The sequence below is a fragment of the Sphingomonas sp. Root720 genome (assembly GCF_001428605.1).
Lineage (GTDB): Bacteria > Pseudomonadota > Alphaproteobacteria > Sphingomonadales > Sphingomonadaceae > Rhizorhabdus.
The window spans coordinates 414,415-429,097 of the sequence record NZ_LMID01000001.1 but is presented as its reverse complement, the minus strand read 5'-3'; the positions used below and the strand labels follow the sequence as shown (position 1 = coordinate 429,097).

12 protein-coding genes are annotated in these 14,683 nt (G+C 65.7%); 10 read left to right on the top strand and 2 right to left on the bottom strand.

Annotation, left to right across the window (positions count from 1 at the left end):
- Window positions 1–27: 27 nt before the first annotated feature.
- Window positions 28–1,023: an AraC family transcriptional regulator gene (locus tag ASE22_RS01960; RefSeq protein ID WP_056354211.1), complete on the bottom strand. Its 996-nt coding sequence runs from the start codon at window positions 1,021–1,023 to the stop codon at window positions 28–30.
- A 232-nt stretch (window positions 1,024–1,255) separates the two neighbouring features.
- Here ASE22_RS01960 and ASE22_RS01955 point away from each other — a divergent pair, with 232 nt between their 5' ends.
- From ASE22_RS01955 to ASE22_RS01935, 5 genes are all read left to right on the top strand, one after another.
- Window positions 1,256–2,761 (top strand): aldehyde dehydrogenase family protein, encoded by a 1,506-nt coding sequence (locus tag ASE22_RS01955; protein ID WP_082545780.1) that lies wholly within the window; start codon window positions 1,256–1,258, stop codon window positions 2,759–2,761.
- Between the two features lie 77 nt (window positions 2,762–2,838).
- Window positions 2,839–4,077, top strand: coding sequence for an amidase family protein (locus tag ASE22_RS01950; RefSeq protein ID WP_235536132.1), 1,239 nt, complete (start codon window positions 2,839–2,841; stop codon window positions 4,075–4,077).
- Window positions 4,078–4,197: 120 nt separating this feature from the next.
- The gene (locus tag ASE22_RS01945; RefSeq protein ID WP_056354208.1) at window positions 4,198–6,486 is read left to right on the top strand and encodes a TonB-dependent receptor; all 2,289 of its coding nucleotides are present in this window, start codon (window positions 4,198–4,200) and stop codon (window positions 6,484–6,486) included.
- 17 nt (window positions 6,487–6,503) lie between these two features.
- Window positions 6,504–7,013, top strand: coding sequence for a hypothetical protein (locus tag ASE22_RS01940; RefSeq protein ID WP_056354204.1), 510 nt, complete (start codon window positions 6,504–6,506; stop codon window positions 7,011–7,013).
- Complete coding sequence (locus ASE22_RS01935; protein ID WP_056354200.1) at window positions 7,010–8,566, top strand: GMC family oxidoreductase; 1,557 nt, start codon at window positions 7,010–7,012, stop codon at window positions 8,564–8,566. The genes ASE22_RS01940 and ASE22_RS01935 overlap by 4 nt, the downstream gene beginning before the upstream one ends.
- Before the next feature lie 45 nt (window positions 8,567–8,611).
- Here the strand turns inward: ASE22_RS01935 and ASE22_RS01930 are convergent, their stop codons facing one another.
- Complete coding sequence (locus ASE22_RS01930) at window positions 8,612–9,097, bottom strand: DUF805 domain-containing protein (protein WP_056601322.1); 486 nt, start codon at window positions 9,095–9,097, stop codon at window positions 8,612–8,614.
- Window positions 9,098–9,334: 237 nt separating this feature from the next.
- On the opposite strand from ASE22_RS01930, the gene ASE22_RS01925 reads away from it, so the two are divergent.
- The 5 genes from ASE22_RS01925 to ASE22_RS01905 all read left to right on the top strand — a co-directional run bounded on the left by ASE22_RS01925 (window position 9,335) and on the right by ASE22_RS01905 (window position 14,560).
- A complete protein-coding gene (locus tag ASE22_RS01925) occupies window positions 9,335–9,691 on the top strand; it encodes a putative quinol monooxygenase (protein ID WP_056354194.1) in 357 nt (118 codons plus the stop codon).
- An 87-nt stretch (window positions 9,692–9,778) separates the two neighbouring features.
- Complete coding sequence (locus tag ASE22_RS01920; protein WP_056354191.1) at window positions 9,779–10,432, top strand: glutathione S-transferase family protein; 654 nt, start codon at window positions 9,779–9,781, stop codon at window positions 10,430–10,432.
- Window positions 10,433–10,695: 263 nt separating this feature from the next.
- Window positions 10,696–13,044, top strand: coding sequence for a TonB-dependent receptor (locus tag ASE22_RS01915; protein ID WP_235536135.1), 2,349 nt, complete (start codon window positions 10,696–10,698; stop codon window positions 13,042–13,044).
- A gap of 41 nt (window positions 13,045–13,085) precedes the next feature.
- Window positions 13,086–14,096 carry an LLM class flavin-dependent oxidoreductase gene (locus tag ASE22_RS01910; protein ID WP_235536148.1) on the top strand — a complete coding sequence of 337 codons (1,011 nt, stop codon included), beginning with the start codon at window positions 13,086–13,088 and terminating at the stop codon, window positions 14,094–14,096.
- A 20-nt stretch (window positions 14,097–14,116) separates the two neighbouring features.
- Window positions 14,117–14,560, top strand: coding sequence for an ester cyclase (locus ASE22_RS01905; RefSeq protein ID WP_056354184.1), 444 nt, complete (start codon window positions 14,117–14,119; stop codon window positions 14,558–14,560).
- The last annotated feature ends 123 nt before the right edge of the window (window positions 14,561–14,683 follow it).

Below are 14,683 nucleotides of genomic sequence, written 5' to 3'. Positions count from 1 at the left end.
CATCTGCGATGGGGAGGAATATATCGTTCAGCAGGGCCGCCGGCTGCGCAATGTGTCCGAGGGGCGGCAACCATATTGCAACCGGTAATATTGGGCGTAGCGGCCGAAATTGACGATGCCGCATTCGAGCATCAGTTCGGTCACGCTGGCCTCGGGGCTGGCGTCCGTCAGCGCCCGGTGGAGCTTCTCCAACCGATGGCGCCGGACATATTCGACCGGGGTCACGCCCAGGAACTGGCGGAAGCCGTTCTGGAGGCTGCGCACGCTGACCCCCACCTGGGTGGCGAGATCGGTGACCGAGATGCTGTCGTCGAACGAGGCGTGGATGATGTCGCGGGCGCGGCGAACGTGCCAGGGCGAGATGTCGTTGCCATAGAGCGCGATCTGGTCCGAGTAGCTGTTGCAGTAGTTGCTCAGGAGCAGTTCGATCATCAGCATCGAATATTGGCGCTGGGTGCGGTTGTTGGCCATCAGCATCGGACCCTGGGTGGTCTGGTCGATGAGATGGTTGAGCAGGTTGCGCCAGACGACCGGCAGTTCGCGGCCGCTCTCGCGCCCCGGATAGAAGACCAGCGGCCGGTTGGCCGGGATGTTCATGATCCGGGTCAGGTAATCCTCGAAGGCGGAGTGCGCGATCCGCACCGTCAGGTGGCGGCAGGCCGGGGTCATATGGATTCGGATCGGCGCGCCGGGCGAACTGATGTGCAGGTTGTCGGGGCGGATCGCGCCTTCCGAGCCGCCGGCCCACACCTCGCTCGATCCCTCGATCGACGCATGGACCAGGAAATGAGCATCGAGTTCGCCGGGGTCGATCCAGACGTCGGTGCCGTACTGGATGTCGACGATCTGGGTCGGGGCCACCTCGATGCAGCTGAGCTTGGCGGACATGCGCTTCGGGTCGCCCATGTCCATCCGGTGCGGCGCCAGCGTCCTGCCGACATAGTCTACGATTTCGCCGGGGTCGTTCGACTGGAAATCGCGCGTCGCCCGCCGACGGCCGTTGCTTCTCGCTAAGGTCAGCATATCGCACCTCCTGGCCCGCGCCGCTGCGGGCAGTGGCCGGATGCAGCCGGCTCTGGCGCCCAGGCTTTCCGGGAAGCGAAGGACAATCCAAGTTAGTTGAAATGTCAAGTGGTGCGCCGCCGGCGCGGACTTGTTGTGCGATATGCGGCTTGCCGGTTCGCATTGCGGATAGCGGCCGTCGATCGCTCGCGCCTAGCCTGCCGCATCTTTCGCAAAGGCTTGAGGAGTGGAAATGTCGGACGTCATCGATCAGAAGGGCAGGCTCGGCGCAGCGGCCCGCGCCTTTGTTTCGGCTCCTGGACAGATGCTGATCGACGGCCAGTGGGTCGGATCCGAGTCGGGCCGCACGATCACGGTTACCGATCCGGCCACGGGCCTGCCCATCACCACCATCCCGGCCGGAACCGCCGGCGACGTCGATCGTGCGGTCAAGGCCGCGCGCAGGGCGTTCGAGGGCAGCTGGGCCGCGTTCCGCCCCGTCCAGCGCGAACGGCTGCTGCTCAAACTCGCCGACCTGCTCGAACGGCATGCCGACGAGTTCGCCGAGCTTGAAACGCTCGACAACGGCAAGCTGCTGATGATGGCGCGGCACGGGGATCTCAACATCGCGATCGACTCGCTGCGCTACATGGCAGGATGGGCGACGAAGATCGAAGGCACCACGATCAACCCGTCCTTCGCCTATATCCCCGACATGCAGTTCACCTCGCAGACGCTCCGCGAGCCGGTCGGCGTGGTCGGGCAGATCATCCCATGGAACTTCCCGCTGGTCATGGCGGTGTGGAAGATCGCCCCGGCGATCGCTGCGGGTTGCACCGTCGTCCTGAAGCCGGCCGAAGACACGCCGCTGACCGCGTTGCGTCTGGGACAGCTGATCTGCGAGGCGGGCTTCCCCGATGGCGTCGTCAACATCGTCACCGGCGATGCCGAGCCGGGTGCCGCGCTCGTCGACCACCGCGACGTCGACAAGATCGCCTTCACCGGCTCGACCGAGGTCGGCCAGATCATCCAGCGCCGCGCGGCGGACACGATGAAGCGCATCTCGCTCGAGCTTGGCGGCAAATCGCCGGTCGTGATCCTCAAGGATGCGGATGTCGGCATGGCGGTGCAGGGTGCGGCGCAGGCTGTGTTCTTCAACCATGGACAGGTCTGCACCGCGGGCTCGCGGCTGTTCGTCGAGCGTCCGATCTACGACGCGGTCATGGACGGCCTGGCCCAGGTCGCCGAGGGCTTCACGCTCGGATCGGGCTTCGATCCGTCGGTGCAGATGGGTCCGCTTGTCTCCGCCAGGCAGCGCGAGCGGGTGCAGGGCTTCCTCGACATCGGCCAGGAGCAGGGCGGCCGCCTGATCGCCGGCGGTAAGGCGGTCGACGGCGACGGCTTCTTCTTCCGTCCGGCGGTATTCGCCGACGTGCGGCCGGACATGACCATCTACCGCGAGGAGATCTTCGGCCCGGTGCTCGCCGCGACACCGTTCGACGACCTGGAGAGCGCGACCGCGATGGCGAACGACAGCAGCTATGGCCTCGGCGCCAGCGTGTGGACCAACAACCTGTCGATCGCGAACCGCATGGTCCGCAAGCTCAAGGCCGGAACCGTCTGGGTGAACTGCCACAATCTGCTCGATCCGGCTGTGCCGTTCGGCGGCTACAAGATGTCGGGTTATGGCCGCGAGCTTGGCCATGTCGTCCAGGACCTCTACACCGAGAGCAAATCGGTCACCATCGCACTGGGGTAAGGGCCATAGCCGACGTCTCGAAACTCGAAGGTCTGATCGACCGGGCGAGGGCGCTCAACGCCATCGCCGAGGTCGATATGGACGCCGTCGCGGCCTGGGGCGCGCTTCCGGATGGGAGTGCGCCCCTGGTGCTCGTGAAGGACAATATCGCCGTCGCCGGCATGCAATGGACGGCCGGGTCTCCGGGCTTTGCGCACGTGCGGGCGGAGATCGACGCGACTGCGGTCCGGCTGTTGCGTGACAAGGGCGCGGTCCTGCCGGTCAAGACGACGCTCCACGAACTGGCCTTCGGGGTCACCGGCGCCAATGGCTGGACCGGCGCGATCGCAAATCCGGTCGATACGGGCCGCGCGTCCGGCGGGTCGAGCGGCGGATCGGCGGCGGCGCTCGCCATTGGCCTGGGCGACGTTTCGCTGGTCACCGATACCGGCGGATCGGCCCGGATCCCCGCCGCCTTCTGCGGCCTCATCGGTTTCCGGCCGTCGATGGGGCGCTATCCTTCGGACGGGCTGATCGGGCTGTCGCCGAGCCGCGACACGATCGGCCTGATGGCGCGCGAGCTGCGCTGGATCGAATGGGCCGATACGATCCTCTCGGGTGAGCAGCCCCGCTCGCCGGCGGAACGCGCCTTCACCATCGGCATCGCCTCCGACGCGGACCTCGGCGAGGTTGAGCCTGCCGTCGCCGATGCCTATCGCGGCATGATCGACCTGCTCCGGGCGGGCGGCCACCATATCGTCACCGTCGATCTGGCGCAGGTCAACGCGCTCGACGACGCCTGCGGCTTTCCGATCGCGCTCTACCAGACGCACGAGACGTTGCGGGCTACCGCGCCGGATCTCAGCGGCAAGCCGTTCGAACATCTGCGCGCGGCTGTCGCCAGCCCCGATGTCGCGCATCTGCTGGGCCTGGCGGCGGACGGCGCGGTCAGCGCTGCGCAATATGCGCAGGCGATCGGCCAGAACTGGCCCGCGCTGCGCAATGCCTATGCCGCGATCTTCGCCGGGATCGACCTCATCCTGCTGCCGACCGCGCCGCTGGTCGCGCCCGCGATCGACACCGGTGCCGAGCTTTTGCTCAACGGTGCGTCCGCGCCGACCTTCCCGACGATCACGCGCTATACCCGGCCGGACAGCATGGCGGGCCTGCCCTCGATCAGCCTGCCGTTCGGCAAGGACGGGCAGGGGATGCCGATCGGTATGATGTTCACCGCCGCGCGCCACGCCGACGGGACGTTGCTCGCCTTCGCGCGGGCGTTGCTGAACGAGCACAGTTATCCGGTCATCCAGTTTTTGCCGGATGTTTCGTACCCATGACGCACAACGGCTGCCGAAACTGGATAGTCGACCGCCCCGTTAATTGAGACGCTCCCCTCGCAAGATCGGCTGAGACCGACGCGAAATTCGCAGGTCACTATAATGCGAAAGGGGTATCTCATGGTTTCTACAGGTTGGACGAAGCGCCGGATTCTGACGTCGGCGCTGGTCGCCGGGGCGCTGTGCGGCGTGAGCCAGCAGGCGCTGGCGCAGGGGGCCGCGACGGAGGGCGAGGTCGCCGGTCTCGAGGAGATCACCGTCACGGCGCGTCGCCAGACCGAAAATCTCCAGAGCACGCCGATCTCGATCACCGCCTTCTCGGGCGAACGGCTCGAGGCACAGGGCATCACCCAGGTCAGCCGCATCCAGGATTTCACCCCCAACCTGACCTTCGCCAACATCCCGTCGAACAGCGGCATCGCGTCGAACGCGGCGGTCTATATCCGCGGCATCGGCCAGAACGACTTCGCCCCGACCGTCGAGCCGGGGGTCGGCATCTATATCGACGGCGTCTATCTCGGCCGCACCGCCGGCGGCGTGTTCGACCTGATCGACGTCAATTCGGTCGAGGTGCTGCGCGGTCCGCAGGGCACGCTGTTCGGCCGCAACACGATCGGCGGCGCGATCAATCTGACGACGATCCAGCCGAGCGACGAGTTCAAGCTCAAGGGCGACATCAAATATGGCACCGACGACCGCATCAACGTGCGCGGCATGGTCAGCGGCCCCATCGCCGAGGGCCTCTACGCCAAGGTCAGCGCCGGCCTCTTCTCCCAGAGCGGCTATGTGAACGCGCCCGCGCTCGGCAAGAAGCTGGGCAACCAGGACACCAAGATGATCCGGGGCGCGCTGCGCTTCGCGCCGGTCGACAGCAAGTTCGAGGCGACGATCGCGGGCGACTATACCCGCGACAAGAGCAACGGCGCACCGGTCACCATTTCCGGCATCGACCCCACCGCGACCGGCAGCTTCGTGGCCTTGCAGAACGGCATCGCCAGCGGCTTCGGCGCTCTGCCCGACTGCTTCAGCGCGGCCGGCGCGGCGAACACCCAGTGCTACAACCAGCGGCTGTATTCGAAGGACACGAACAACGCGACCGCGCGGACCTTTTCGGACCTTGAGCTGTGGTCGGCGTCGCTCACCGCCTCCTATGACCTGACCGACGACATGCAGATCAAGTCGATCACCGCGATCCGCCGCATCAACGGCACCTTCGCGCAGGACCGCGACGGATCGAACCTGCCGATCAACCATGTCTACGACGATTTCACCCAGAAGCAGTTCAGCCAGGAATTCCAGTTCACCGGCAAGGCGCTCGACGACCGGCTCAACTGGGTCACCGGCCTCTATTTCTTCAAGGAAAAGGGCCAGGATCTCAACCGGATCGACTTCCTCGTCGTGTCGGCGGAATCGGGCGGCTATTATGATTACAAGAACTGGGCGGCCTTTGCCCAGCTCGGCTACAAGATCACCGACAAGCTGACGCTGACGGGCGGCCTGCGCTACACCCAGGACCGCAAGGACTATCTGCCCGACCAATATGTGATCTCGACCCTGGCGCCGTTCCTCGTCATCCCGCCGGGCACCCGCATCGTCCCGTTCCAGACCGTCAAGGCCGACGTCAACAAGTGGACGCCGATGGCCAACCTGTCCTACCAGGCGACATCGGACGTCATGCTCTATGCGACCTATTCGCAGGGCTTCAAGAGCGGCGGCTACACCCAGCGCATCTTCCCGCCCGAGCCCAACCTGCCCAACTTCAAGCCCGAGACGGTCGACTCCTACGAAGCCGGCTTCAAGGTCATGGCGCTCGGCAATCGCCTTCGTCTGAACGGCGCGGCCTTCTACACCGACTACAAGGACATGCAGCTGCTGGTGGCGGACGCGACCCGCGTCGGTCCCTTCATCACCAACGCCGGCAAGGCGCGCATCCAGGGCTTCGAGCTGGAGACCAACTTCGCCCCCGGCGACGGCTGGCGCCTCAATGCCGCGGTCGGCCTGACCGACGCCAAGTTCAAGCAGCTCAACGCGGGCGTCCAGGGCCTGACCCTCGACTCCAAGTTCGTCTACGTCTCGAAATGGACGGTCAGCGCGTCGGGCGAGAAGGAGATCGGCTTGGGCGACAACGGGTCGGTCACGCCCCATGTCGACTGGTCCTACCGCTCGGGCTTCTTCACCAACGCCAACGGCATCAACAACCCCGAACTCTACCAGCCCGGCTACAGCGTCTTCAACGGCAACATCCGCTGGCAGAGCGACAGCAAGACCTTCTCGCTGACGGCCGGGGTCGACAATATCGCCGACAAGAAGTTCCGGACGTTCGGCGATTACCAGCCTTCCTTCGGCTTCTTCATGCAGGCCTACGACCGCGGCCGGCAATATTATGTGAAGGCGGGCTTCTCCCTCTGATCGACCGGGACGTGACGATGACCAGGCTTTCCATGACGCGGCGGGGGCTGATGCACGGCATCGCCCTCGCGGCCGCCATCCCGCTCGCCTGCGGCAAGGCGATGGGCGCCGCCGTCGCAGCGGTAGACAGGCGGACGGCCTCGACGGCCGCGCTGCTGCGGGTGGCCTTTCCGCATGCCCGGCTGACGCCGGACTTCTACCGCCGCGTCGCGGAAACCTATGTGACGGAGATCGCGGCGAAGCCCGCCGCGATCTCCGAGCATGATCGCGGCCTGGCACTGCTCGACGCCAGCCATATCGCGCCCTTCGCCGACCTGCCGCCGGTGATCCAGAAGGGCCTGGTCGAGAAGGTCGACCAGGAGCCCTTCTTCAAGGCGATCCTGTGGCGCGGCGCCGAGCTCGTCTACCGCGACCGATCGGTCTGGAAGATGGTCGGTTATGAGGGATCGTCGCTCGAATATGGCGGCTATCACGACCGCGGCTTCGACGACATCGACTGGCTGCCCAAGGCTGGAGTTCGCTCGTGACCGCTCGCTTCCATCTCGACGACGGCTCGGTCTTTGTCGTCATCGGCTCGGGCGCCGCTGGCGGCACCCTGTCCAACGAACTGGCGCAGAAGGGACATAAGGTCGTCTGCCTGGAGGCCGGCCCGCGCCTGTTGCTGACCGACATCGTCAATGACGAGGCGGTGATGTTCGAAAAACTCACCTGGCTCGACCGCCGCATGGCGACCGGCAAGCCCGACCCGAACTTCCCGGTCTGGGGCTGCAAGACGGTGGGCGGCACCACCATGCACTGGACGGGGGCCTGCCCGCGCATCGAGCCGCACGAGATGCGCGCGCGGACGACCTATGGCGACCTGCCGGACACGACCTTGGTCGACTGGCCGGTGACGCCGGAGGAGATCGCTCCCTGGTACGACAAGGCCGAGGTCCGCATGGGCGTCACGGGCAAGCATGGCATGCCCTTCCTGCCGGCCGGCAACAACACCAAGGTGCTCGAGGCCGGCGCGCGGCTATGCGGCTATACCGACATCGACACGCACAACATGGCGATCAACTCGGTCGAGTACCAGGATCGGCCGCCGTGCCAGCAGCTCGGCTTCTGCACCTCGGGCTGCGCGGTCGGCGCCAAATGGTCGACCCTCTACACCGAGATCCCGAGGGCCGAGGCCACCGGCAAGTTCGAGCTGCGCCCGGAATCGATGGTTACCGCGATCGACCTCGACGATGCGGGCCGGGTCGCGAGCGTAACCTATCTGAGCAAGGGCAAGACGGTCACCCAGAAGTGTCGCGCGGTCTCGGTCGCCGGCAATGTCGTGGAGACCACCCGGCTGCTGCTCAACAATCGCAGCGCGCGCTTCCCGAACGGCCTCGCCAACCGCAGCGGGCTCGTCGGCCGCAACTATATGCGCCACTTCACCATCCAGGTGATGGGGGTGATGCCGGGCAAGGTGAACTTCCACCGCCAGACCCACCTCGCCGGCGTCGTCCGCGACGAGCGCGCGCACAGGCCCGAGCGCGGTTTCGCGGGCGGCTTCCTGATCAGCACCGTGCCGTTCACGCCCGAGATCCTCGCGAAGAACATGATGATCGGCGGCTGGGGCGACGATCTCACGTCGGTGCTCGACAAATATGATCATCTGGCGGGCATGCTGCTGACCGGCGAGGACCCGCCGCAATTGTCGAACGGCATCACCCTGCATCCGACCGAGCGGGACGGCTACGGCCTGCCGGTGCCGGTGATCCATTATGAGGACCACCCCAACACCATCGCGATGAAGACCTATGCCTGGAAGGCGGGCCGCAGGATCTACGAGGCGCTCGGCGCCGAGAAGGTCGTCGAGATGGGCGACTATATCCCCGCCACCCACAATATGGGCACCGCGCGGATGGGCACCGATCCGAAGGCGAGCGTCTGCACGACCTATGGCCGGACCCACGATGTCGAGAATCTGTTCGTCTCCGACGGCAGCCTCTTCCCGACCTCGGCGGGCTGCAACCCGACCCTCACGATCGTTGCGCTGGTGCTGCGCCAGGCCGAGCATATCGACGGCCAGATCCGGGCGGGGAAACTCTGATAAACCCAGGCCGTTGCACCATCCGAGCGCGATGGCCGTCCAACCCTATTCGAGCCGGGGATCAGGTCCGAAGCGGTTGAGGCCGATCGTTCCAGGCAGGAAGGTCAGAACGAGAGCGGTGAAGACGAGAGGGAGGCCGATCCACAGCTCGATCGGCGAAGGGTCGGTATCAGCCTCCGATCCGGCCCCGTAAATGACCAAGATGAACCGGATCGTCGCGAGAATATCGAGGCTCAGGATGGCAGGCAGCATCAGTGCCCACCAGCCTGGGCGGTCCTGGTCATGGAGGCGACGCACCAATAGCGCGAAAAAGGGCAGGGCAAACGTAAGTTTGAGGATCTGATTTATGACCAGCGCTGCTACCAGTGGCAGCAGCGTTGATATGATGAAGGCGAAAACGGTGCTCAGCAACGCCGTGGCGATCCAGTAATATACGACCTCGGTTCGACGGGATCGGCCGGAGAAATCCAGGCTCTTGGCGAGAGTACGCCCGAGCAGCGCGATATATTCCGTTTTGTTGTTATGGGCCATCGACGCCACGCCTCCTGCATGGAAGGCATAGCGTTCGTATAGCGTTGTCGGCAATTGGTCAGAACTCGCCGATTGATCCGATCTGGTGCTGCGCCGGGCAGGCCGCGCGACCGGGCGAGGAACCTCCGAGAGATGCGTGCGCCGATCTTTTTCGCGAAGGCCGGGCTGCGCTTTGCAATAGGTGTCCGCCGAGCGCCACCGCCATAGACCGAGGGTGACTGTCCTCGGAGATCGATCATGCGGATCATCATTGCCGGCCATCTGAAATTCGCAGGCGGCGATATTTGCGGAGAGATCGTGCGGGGCGGGGCGGCGCATATCGCCGCGAGCCGGGCCGAGGCCGGCTGCCTCGCCTATGACTGGTCGGTCGACCCGCTGGAGCCCGGGACCCTCCACGTGTTCGAGGAGTGGGAGTCGGAGGCCGCGCTGGGAAGCCATTTCCGGGACCGGTCCTACCACGCCATGCGTGCGCATCTCGAAAGCCACGAACTTATCGGGTTCGACGTGAAGCTCTATTCCGTCGCGGGCGTCGAGCCGGTCTATGCCGAAGACGGCCGGCCGCGCGACACGATCTTCGGCGTCCGTATCGCTTGAGCGATTGCTCCCGGGAGCGGGCGTCCGTTCCTCATATTGCCAAGCGGCCACCGCGCGGCGCATCCTGCGTGCGGCAGGAGATTTCGCATGACCCCAGTGATCACCGGTTTCGAATGCTCGCCCGACCGGGGCAGGGGGCTGGCGCGCGACATGCGTATCCGCTGGGCGTTCGAGGAGGTCGGGCAACCCTACGCCGTCCGCCTCCTGTCCTTCGCCGAGATGAAGCAGCCGGCACATCTGGCCCGGCATCCGTTCGGGCAGATACCGACCTACGAGGAGGACGATCTCGTCCTGTTCGAGTCCGGTGCCATCATTCTGCATATCGCCGAACGCCATGCGGGCCTGCTTCCCGACACCGCGACCGCGCGGGCCCGTGCGATCGGCTGGATGTTCGCCGCGCTCAACACGGTGGAACCGCCGATCCTCGACCTTCAGGTCGCCATGGTGCTGGAAAGCGACAAGCCTTGGCACGGGGATCGCCTGCCCGCCGTTAAGGCCCGTATCCGCGATCGCCTGCAGCAGCTGTCCGATCGGTTGGGCGATGCGGACTGGATCGACGGCGGATTCAGCGCCGCCGACCTGATGATGGTGTCGGTGCTGTTGCGGCTGAAGAGTTCGGGTCTGGTGAACGACTATCCGAACCTTGCAGCCTATGTCGCTCGGGGCGAGGCGCGGCCTGCCTATCGGCGCGCGTTCGACGCGCAGTTGGCGGTGTTCGAGGCGGCGTCGGCGGGCGGATAAGTCTTCCAGGGCGGAAGCGGACTTCCTCCTTTACCCCGCAATGCCGAGGTGGTTCGGCAGGACGGATCGGGCGCGCGGGGCGTCCGGCCGCCCGCGGTTCCGGCGCTCTCCTGGCCCAGCCGAATCCCACCTGCATTCGGTGGCGAAAAGCGGCTTCCCCTTGCAGGGGGCGTCTTGGTGCATGGCCGGGACCCCGGCACCATGGTCCCATAAGAAAACCACATGTCAGGGGTATGACGATGAAAAGGGGTATAGGGATTCTCATGGGTTCGGCCGCGGCGGTGGCTGCGTTCTCGCCGAACGCCGGCTGGGCGCAGGAAGCGGCAGGACCGGTCGTTGCCAGCGGTCTCGAGGAGATCACCGTTACCGCGCGGCGGCGCGAGGAGAATATCCAGTCGGCGCCGCTCTCCGTTTCGGCCTTCAGCAGCGCGGCGCTCGAAGAGCGCAACGTCCAGAGTTCCTCGGATATCACCAGCTTCGTTCCCAACGTCCAGTTCGATAGCGCCGCAAGCGAGGCCGGCGGCGGCGCGTCGAGCCAGATCTCGATCCGCGGCATCGGCCAGACCGACTATGTGCTGACCGTCGAGCCGGCGGTCGGCGTCTATCTGGACGGCGTCTATATCGGCAAGTCGATGGGCTCGCTGCTCGACGCGGTGGATATCGACCGGCTCGAAGTGCTGCGCGGCCCCCAGGGCACGCTGTTCGGCAAGAATACGATCGGCGGCGCGATCCAGCTCATCTCCAAGCGGCCCACCGACACGCTCGAAGGCTATGGCGAACTGACCAGCGGCAGCTACAGCCGCTTCGACGCCAAGGGGGCGATCTCGGGGCCGCTGAGCGAAACCGTCCGGGCGCGCCTGTCGGGCGCCTATCAGAGCCGGGGCGGCTTCGTGAAGCGCGTGACGGAAACCGGACAGGACACCGGCGACCGGCAGGGCAATATGGACCGGCTGAGCGGCCGCCTCGCGATCGAGGCCGACCTGACCCCCAACCTCACCGCGACCCTCGCGCTCGACGGCACCCGCATCCGCGAACAGTCGCCGGGTCAGGTCCTGGTCAAGGCCGACGAGGGTGCCGCCTTCTCGGGCGCCTATAATGCCGGCGTGCCGGGCGGGGTCTGCCTGCCGACGGCGGGCGCCAGCCGCTTCGCCAATCCCTATTGCTTCAACAGCCAGTGGGTCCGCCCGCTCAAGTCGCTGGAAACCACCAACAGCGGGCCCAACCAGGCCGACACCGACGTCTATGGTGCGGGGCTGAACCTCGAATGGAAGGTCGGCGGCGCGACGCTCAAGTCGATCACCGCCTGGCGCAAGGTGAAGGTCGACATCGCGCAGGACATCACCGCTTCCCCCCATTATTTCAACTTCATCGAGCAGCACATCAAGACCGAGCAGTTCAGCCAGGAATTCCAGCTGCTCGGCGATCTGGCGGAAGACAGGCTCCATTACGTCCTCGGCCTCTATTACCTGCACGAGAGCGGCACCCAGCTCTTCCCGGTCGAGCTCACGCTCGTCCAGTTCCTCTCGGGCGGCAAGATCCGCAACGACAGCTATGCAGCTTTCGGACAAGTCAGCTACGACCTGACCGACCAGTTCTCGATCACCGCCGGCCTGCGCTATTCGGACGAGACTCGACGCTTCAACCCGGGCGTGCAGGCGTTGCAGGGCTATGTCGCGCAGACCGACGTGCCCGGCTTCGTCAATCTGTTCGACGGCGCGGTCGGCCCGGTCGGCACGCCGCTCTTCCCGGCCGGCTGGTACTCGCGCGGGTCGAAGTCGACCACGCCGATGGTGTCGGCCAACTACAAGTTCAACCGCGACGTCATGGCCTATGCGAGCTTCTCCAAGGGCTTCAAGGGCGGCGGCTTCACGATGCGCTATTTCCCGCCGGTCATCCCGGCGGCGGGCACCGACCCGGACGACATCGTCTCCTATGCCGGCCCCGAGAAGGCGACTTCCTACGAGATCGGCCTGAAAAGCGAGCTGTTCGACCGCCGCCTGCGCTTCAACGTCGCGGCCTTCTACACCGACTACAAGGACATCCAGGTCACCTATAATATCGATCCGGACGGCGCGGGCCCGATCGGTGCCTTCGTGCCGGTGCTCGCCAACGCTGCCTCGGCCAAGATCAAGGGCTTCGAGGTCGAAGCGTCGGCCCGGCTGGCGGACTGGCTCCGGCTCGACGGCAGCCTCGGCTATACCGATGCCGACTATAAGGACTTCTCGGCGCAGGCGCTGGCGAATTATCCGGGGGCAGGAGGCTTCCGCGTGCCGAACACGCCGAAATGGACCGCGAACATCGGCGGCACCGCAACGCTGTTCGACAGCGACGACAGGGGCAGCGCGCTGGTCCGGGTCGACTATGCGTACCGGAGCAGCCAGTTCAAGGAGTTCAGCAACGATCCGACCCTGTTCCAGAAGAGCTTCGGTCTGCTGAACGCGAGCGCGACCTACAGGCTGCCCGGCGACCATATCGAGCTGTCGGCGGGAGCGACCAACATCACCGACAAGACCTATCTCGTCAGCGGCGTCTCCAACACCGGCATCGGCTATACCCAGGCGACCGTGTCGCGGCCGCGCGAATGGTTCGTCCGCGCCAAGTACCGCCTCTGACGGCGCCGGCCGCAGCCTTCAACACCAGACACAGGATGGTCATGCCGACACGTTTCAGCATCATGGTCACCGGGGCCCTGCCGATGAAGGACTATGTCCCTCTGGCGCAGCAGGTCGAGGCTTATGGCTTCGACCAGATGCATATCGCCGACGATCTCGTCTTCCGTCCGGCATGGCCGATCCTGACGATGATCGCGATGAACACCGACCGCCTTCGGCTCGGGCCGTTCATCGTGACGCCGCAGGTCGCCAATCCGGTCTACCATGCCGCCAACCTCGCCGCCCTCGACGAACTCAGCGGCGGTCGGATGGTGTGCGGCGTGGGGCGGGGTGGCTTCAACCCGCTGCTCGGCATCACCAATCCGGTGAAGCCGGTGAAGATGCTGAAGGAAGCCTGGCAGCTGATGACCCGGATGCTGGAGGGTGACCGGGAACCGTTTGACGGCGAATTCTTCAAGGCCACCGCCGATCTCTATTTCCAGTTCGACGTGCCGCGCGCCATCCCGCTGTTCATCGGCACCTGGGGGCCGCAGATGGCGAAGATGGCCGGATCGATCGCGCCGGGCATCAAGATCGACTGCACCGCCAGTCCCGAGCATATCGGCGAGCTGCGCCGCCAGTTTATCGCGGGCGCCGAGGCGGCCGGGCGGGACACGAGCGCGATCGAGATCATCGCGGGACCGCTCGCCTCGATCGACGAGGATCGCGCCGCGGCCGAGGACAATATCCGCGGCATGCTGGCGCTGCTCCAGCCCTTCCTCGCGCCGATGACCTTCGCGGCGGGAATCACGCAGGAGGAGATCGCCGCCTCGTACGACGCCTTCACCGCCGGCGAGGTCGAGAAGGCGAAGGCGCTGGTCACCGACAAGGCGGTGCGCGCCTTCAGCCTGACCGGCACGCCGACCGACGTGATAGGCCAGATCGAGGCGATGATCGCGGGTGGGGCAGACCATATCGCCTTTGGGCCGCCACTCGGCCCCGATCCGGCCGGGTCGCTGCGCCTGATCGGCGAGAAGATCCTGCCGCATTTCCGCAAGGCGCGGGATCGCTGACGAGAACCGGGAGAAGAGCCATGGTGACCGAAGCCATTTTCGACGAACTGGAACAGGCCTGGACCGACAAGGACATCGATCGGCTGGTGTCCTTGTTCACCCCCGACTGCATCTATGAGGACCTGGCGCTAGGCGCGCGCCATCACGGCCATGCCGGGGTGCGCGAGTTCGCCGAGGGCGTGTTCGCGACAATGCCCGATTTCAACCTGCGCTTTCCCGTCCGTCTGGTCACGCCGGAGCGCGGATCGAGCCATTGGACGATTACCGCGCATTGGAACGGCGCCTTCGAGGGAATCGACCGGACCGGCCATCCGATCGAGTTCCACGGCCTGTCCTCCTACGTCTTCCGCGACGGCCGGATCGCCCACAACATCGACTGCTGGGATTATGTCGCGATGATCAAGGGCTTCGGGGTTCTGCCGCTCGGCCTGGCCGCGCTGCCGACTGCCGAATCCGCCGCGTAATTTCAATGAACGTTGCGCGTTCGGGCTAGACAGGCATGGCGATTGGGATGATCTTCGAAGGCCGGGGGAAGCCGAAGGCGCCTTGTGGGCCCCGACGGGGGCGGTCGGCTCGATGGGAGCAAG

Coding starts and splice junctions, on each gene's coding strand:
- ASE22_RS01930 (WP_056601322.1), bottom strand. CDS start 9,097: ATGGCCCATAACAACAAAACGGAATATATCGCGCTGCTCGGGCGTACT.
- ASE22_RS01950 (WP_235536132.1), top strand. CDS start 2,839: ATGGACGCCGTCGCGGCCTGGGGCGCGCTTCCGGATGGGAGTGCGCCC.
- ASE22_RS01915 (WP_235536135.1), top strand. CDS start 10,696: ATGGGTTCGGCCGCGGCGGTGGCTGCGTTCTCGCCGAACGCCGGCTGG.
- ASE22_RS01905 (WP_056354184.1), top strand. CDS start 14,117: ATGGTGACCGAAGCCATTTTCGACGAACTGGAACAGGCCTGGACCGAC.
- ASE22_RS01920 (WP_056354191.1), top strand. CDS start 9,779: ATGACCCCAGTGATCACCGGTTTCGAATGCTCGCCCGACCGGGGCAGG.
- ASE22_RS01945 (WP_056354208.1), top strand. CDS start 4,198: ATGGTTTCTACAGGTTGGACGAAGCGCCGGATTCTGACGTCGGCGCTG.
- ASE22_RS01910 (WP_235536148.1), top strand. CDS start 13,086: ATGCCGACACGTTTCAGCATCATGGTCACCGGGGCCCTGCCGATGAAG.
- ASE22_RS01960 (WP_056354211.1), bottom strand. CDS start 1,023: ATGCTGACCTTAGCGAGAAGCAACGGCCGTCGGCGGGCGACGCGCGAT.
- ASE22_RS01955 (WP_082545780.1), top strand. CDS start 1,256: ATGTCGGACGTCATCGATCAGAAGGGCAGGCTCGGCGCAGCGGCCCGC.
- ASE22_RS01925 (WP_056354194.1), top strand. CDS start 9,335: ATGCGGATCATCATTGCCGGCCATCTGAAATTCGCAGGCGGCGATATT.
- ASE22_RS01940 (WP_056354204.1), top strand. CDS start 6,504: ATGACCAGGCTTTCCATGACGCGGCGGGGGCTGATGCACGGCATCGCC.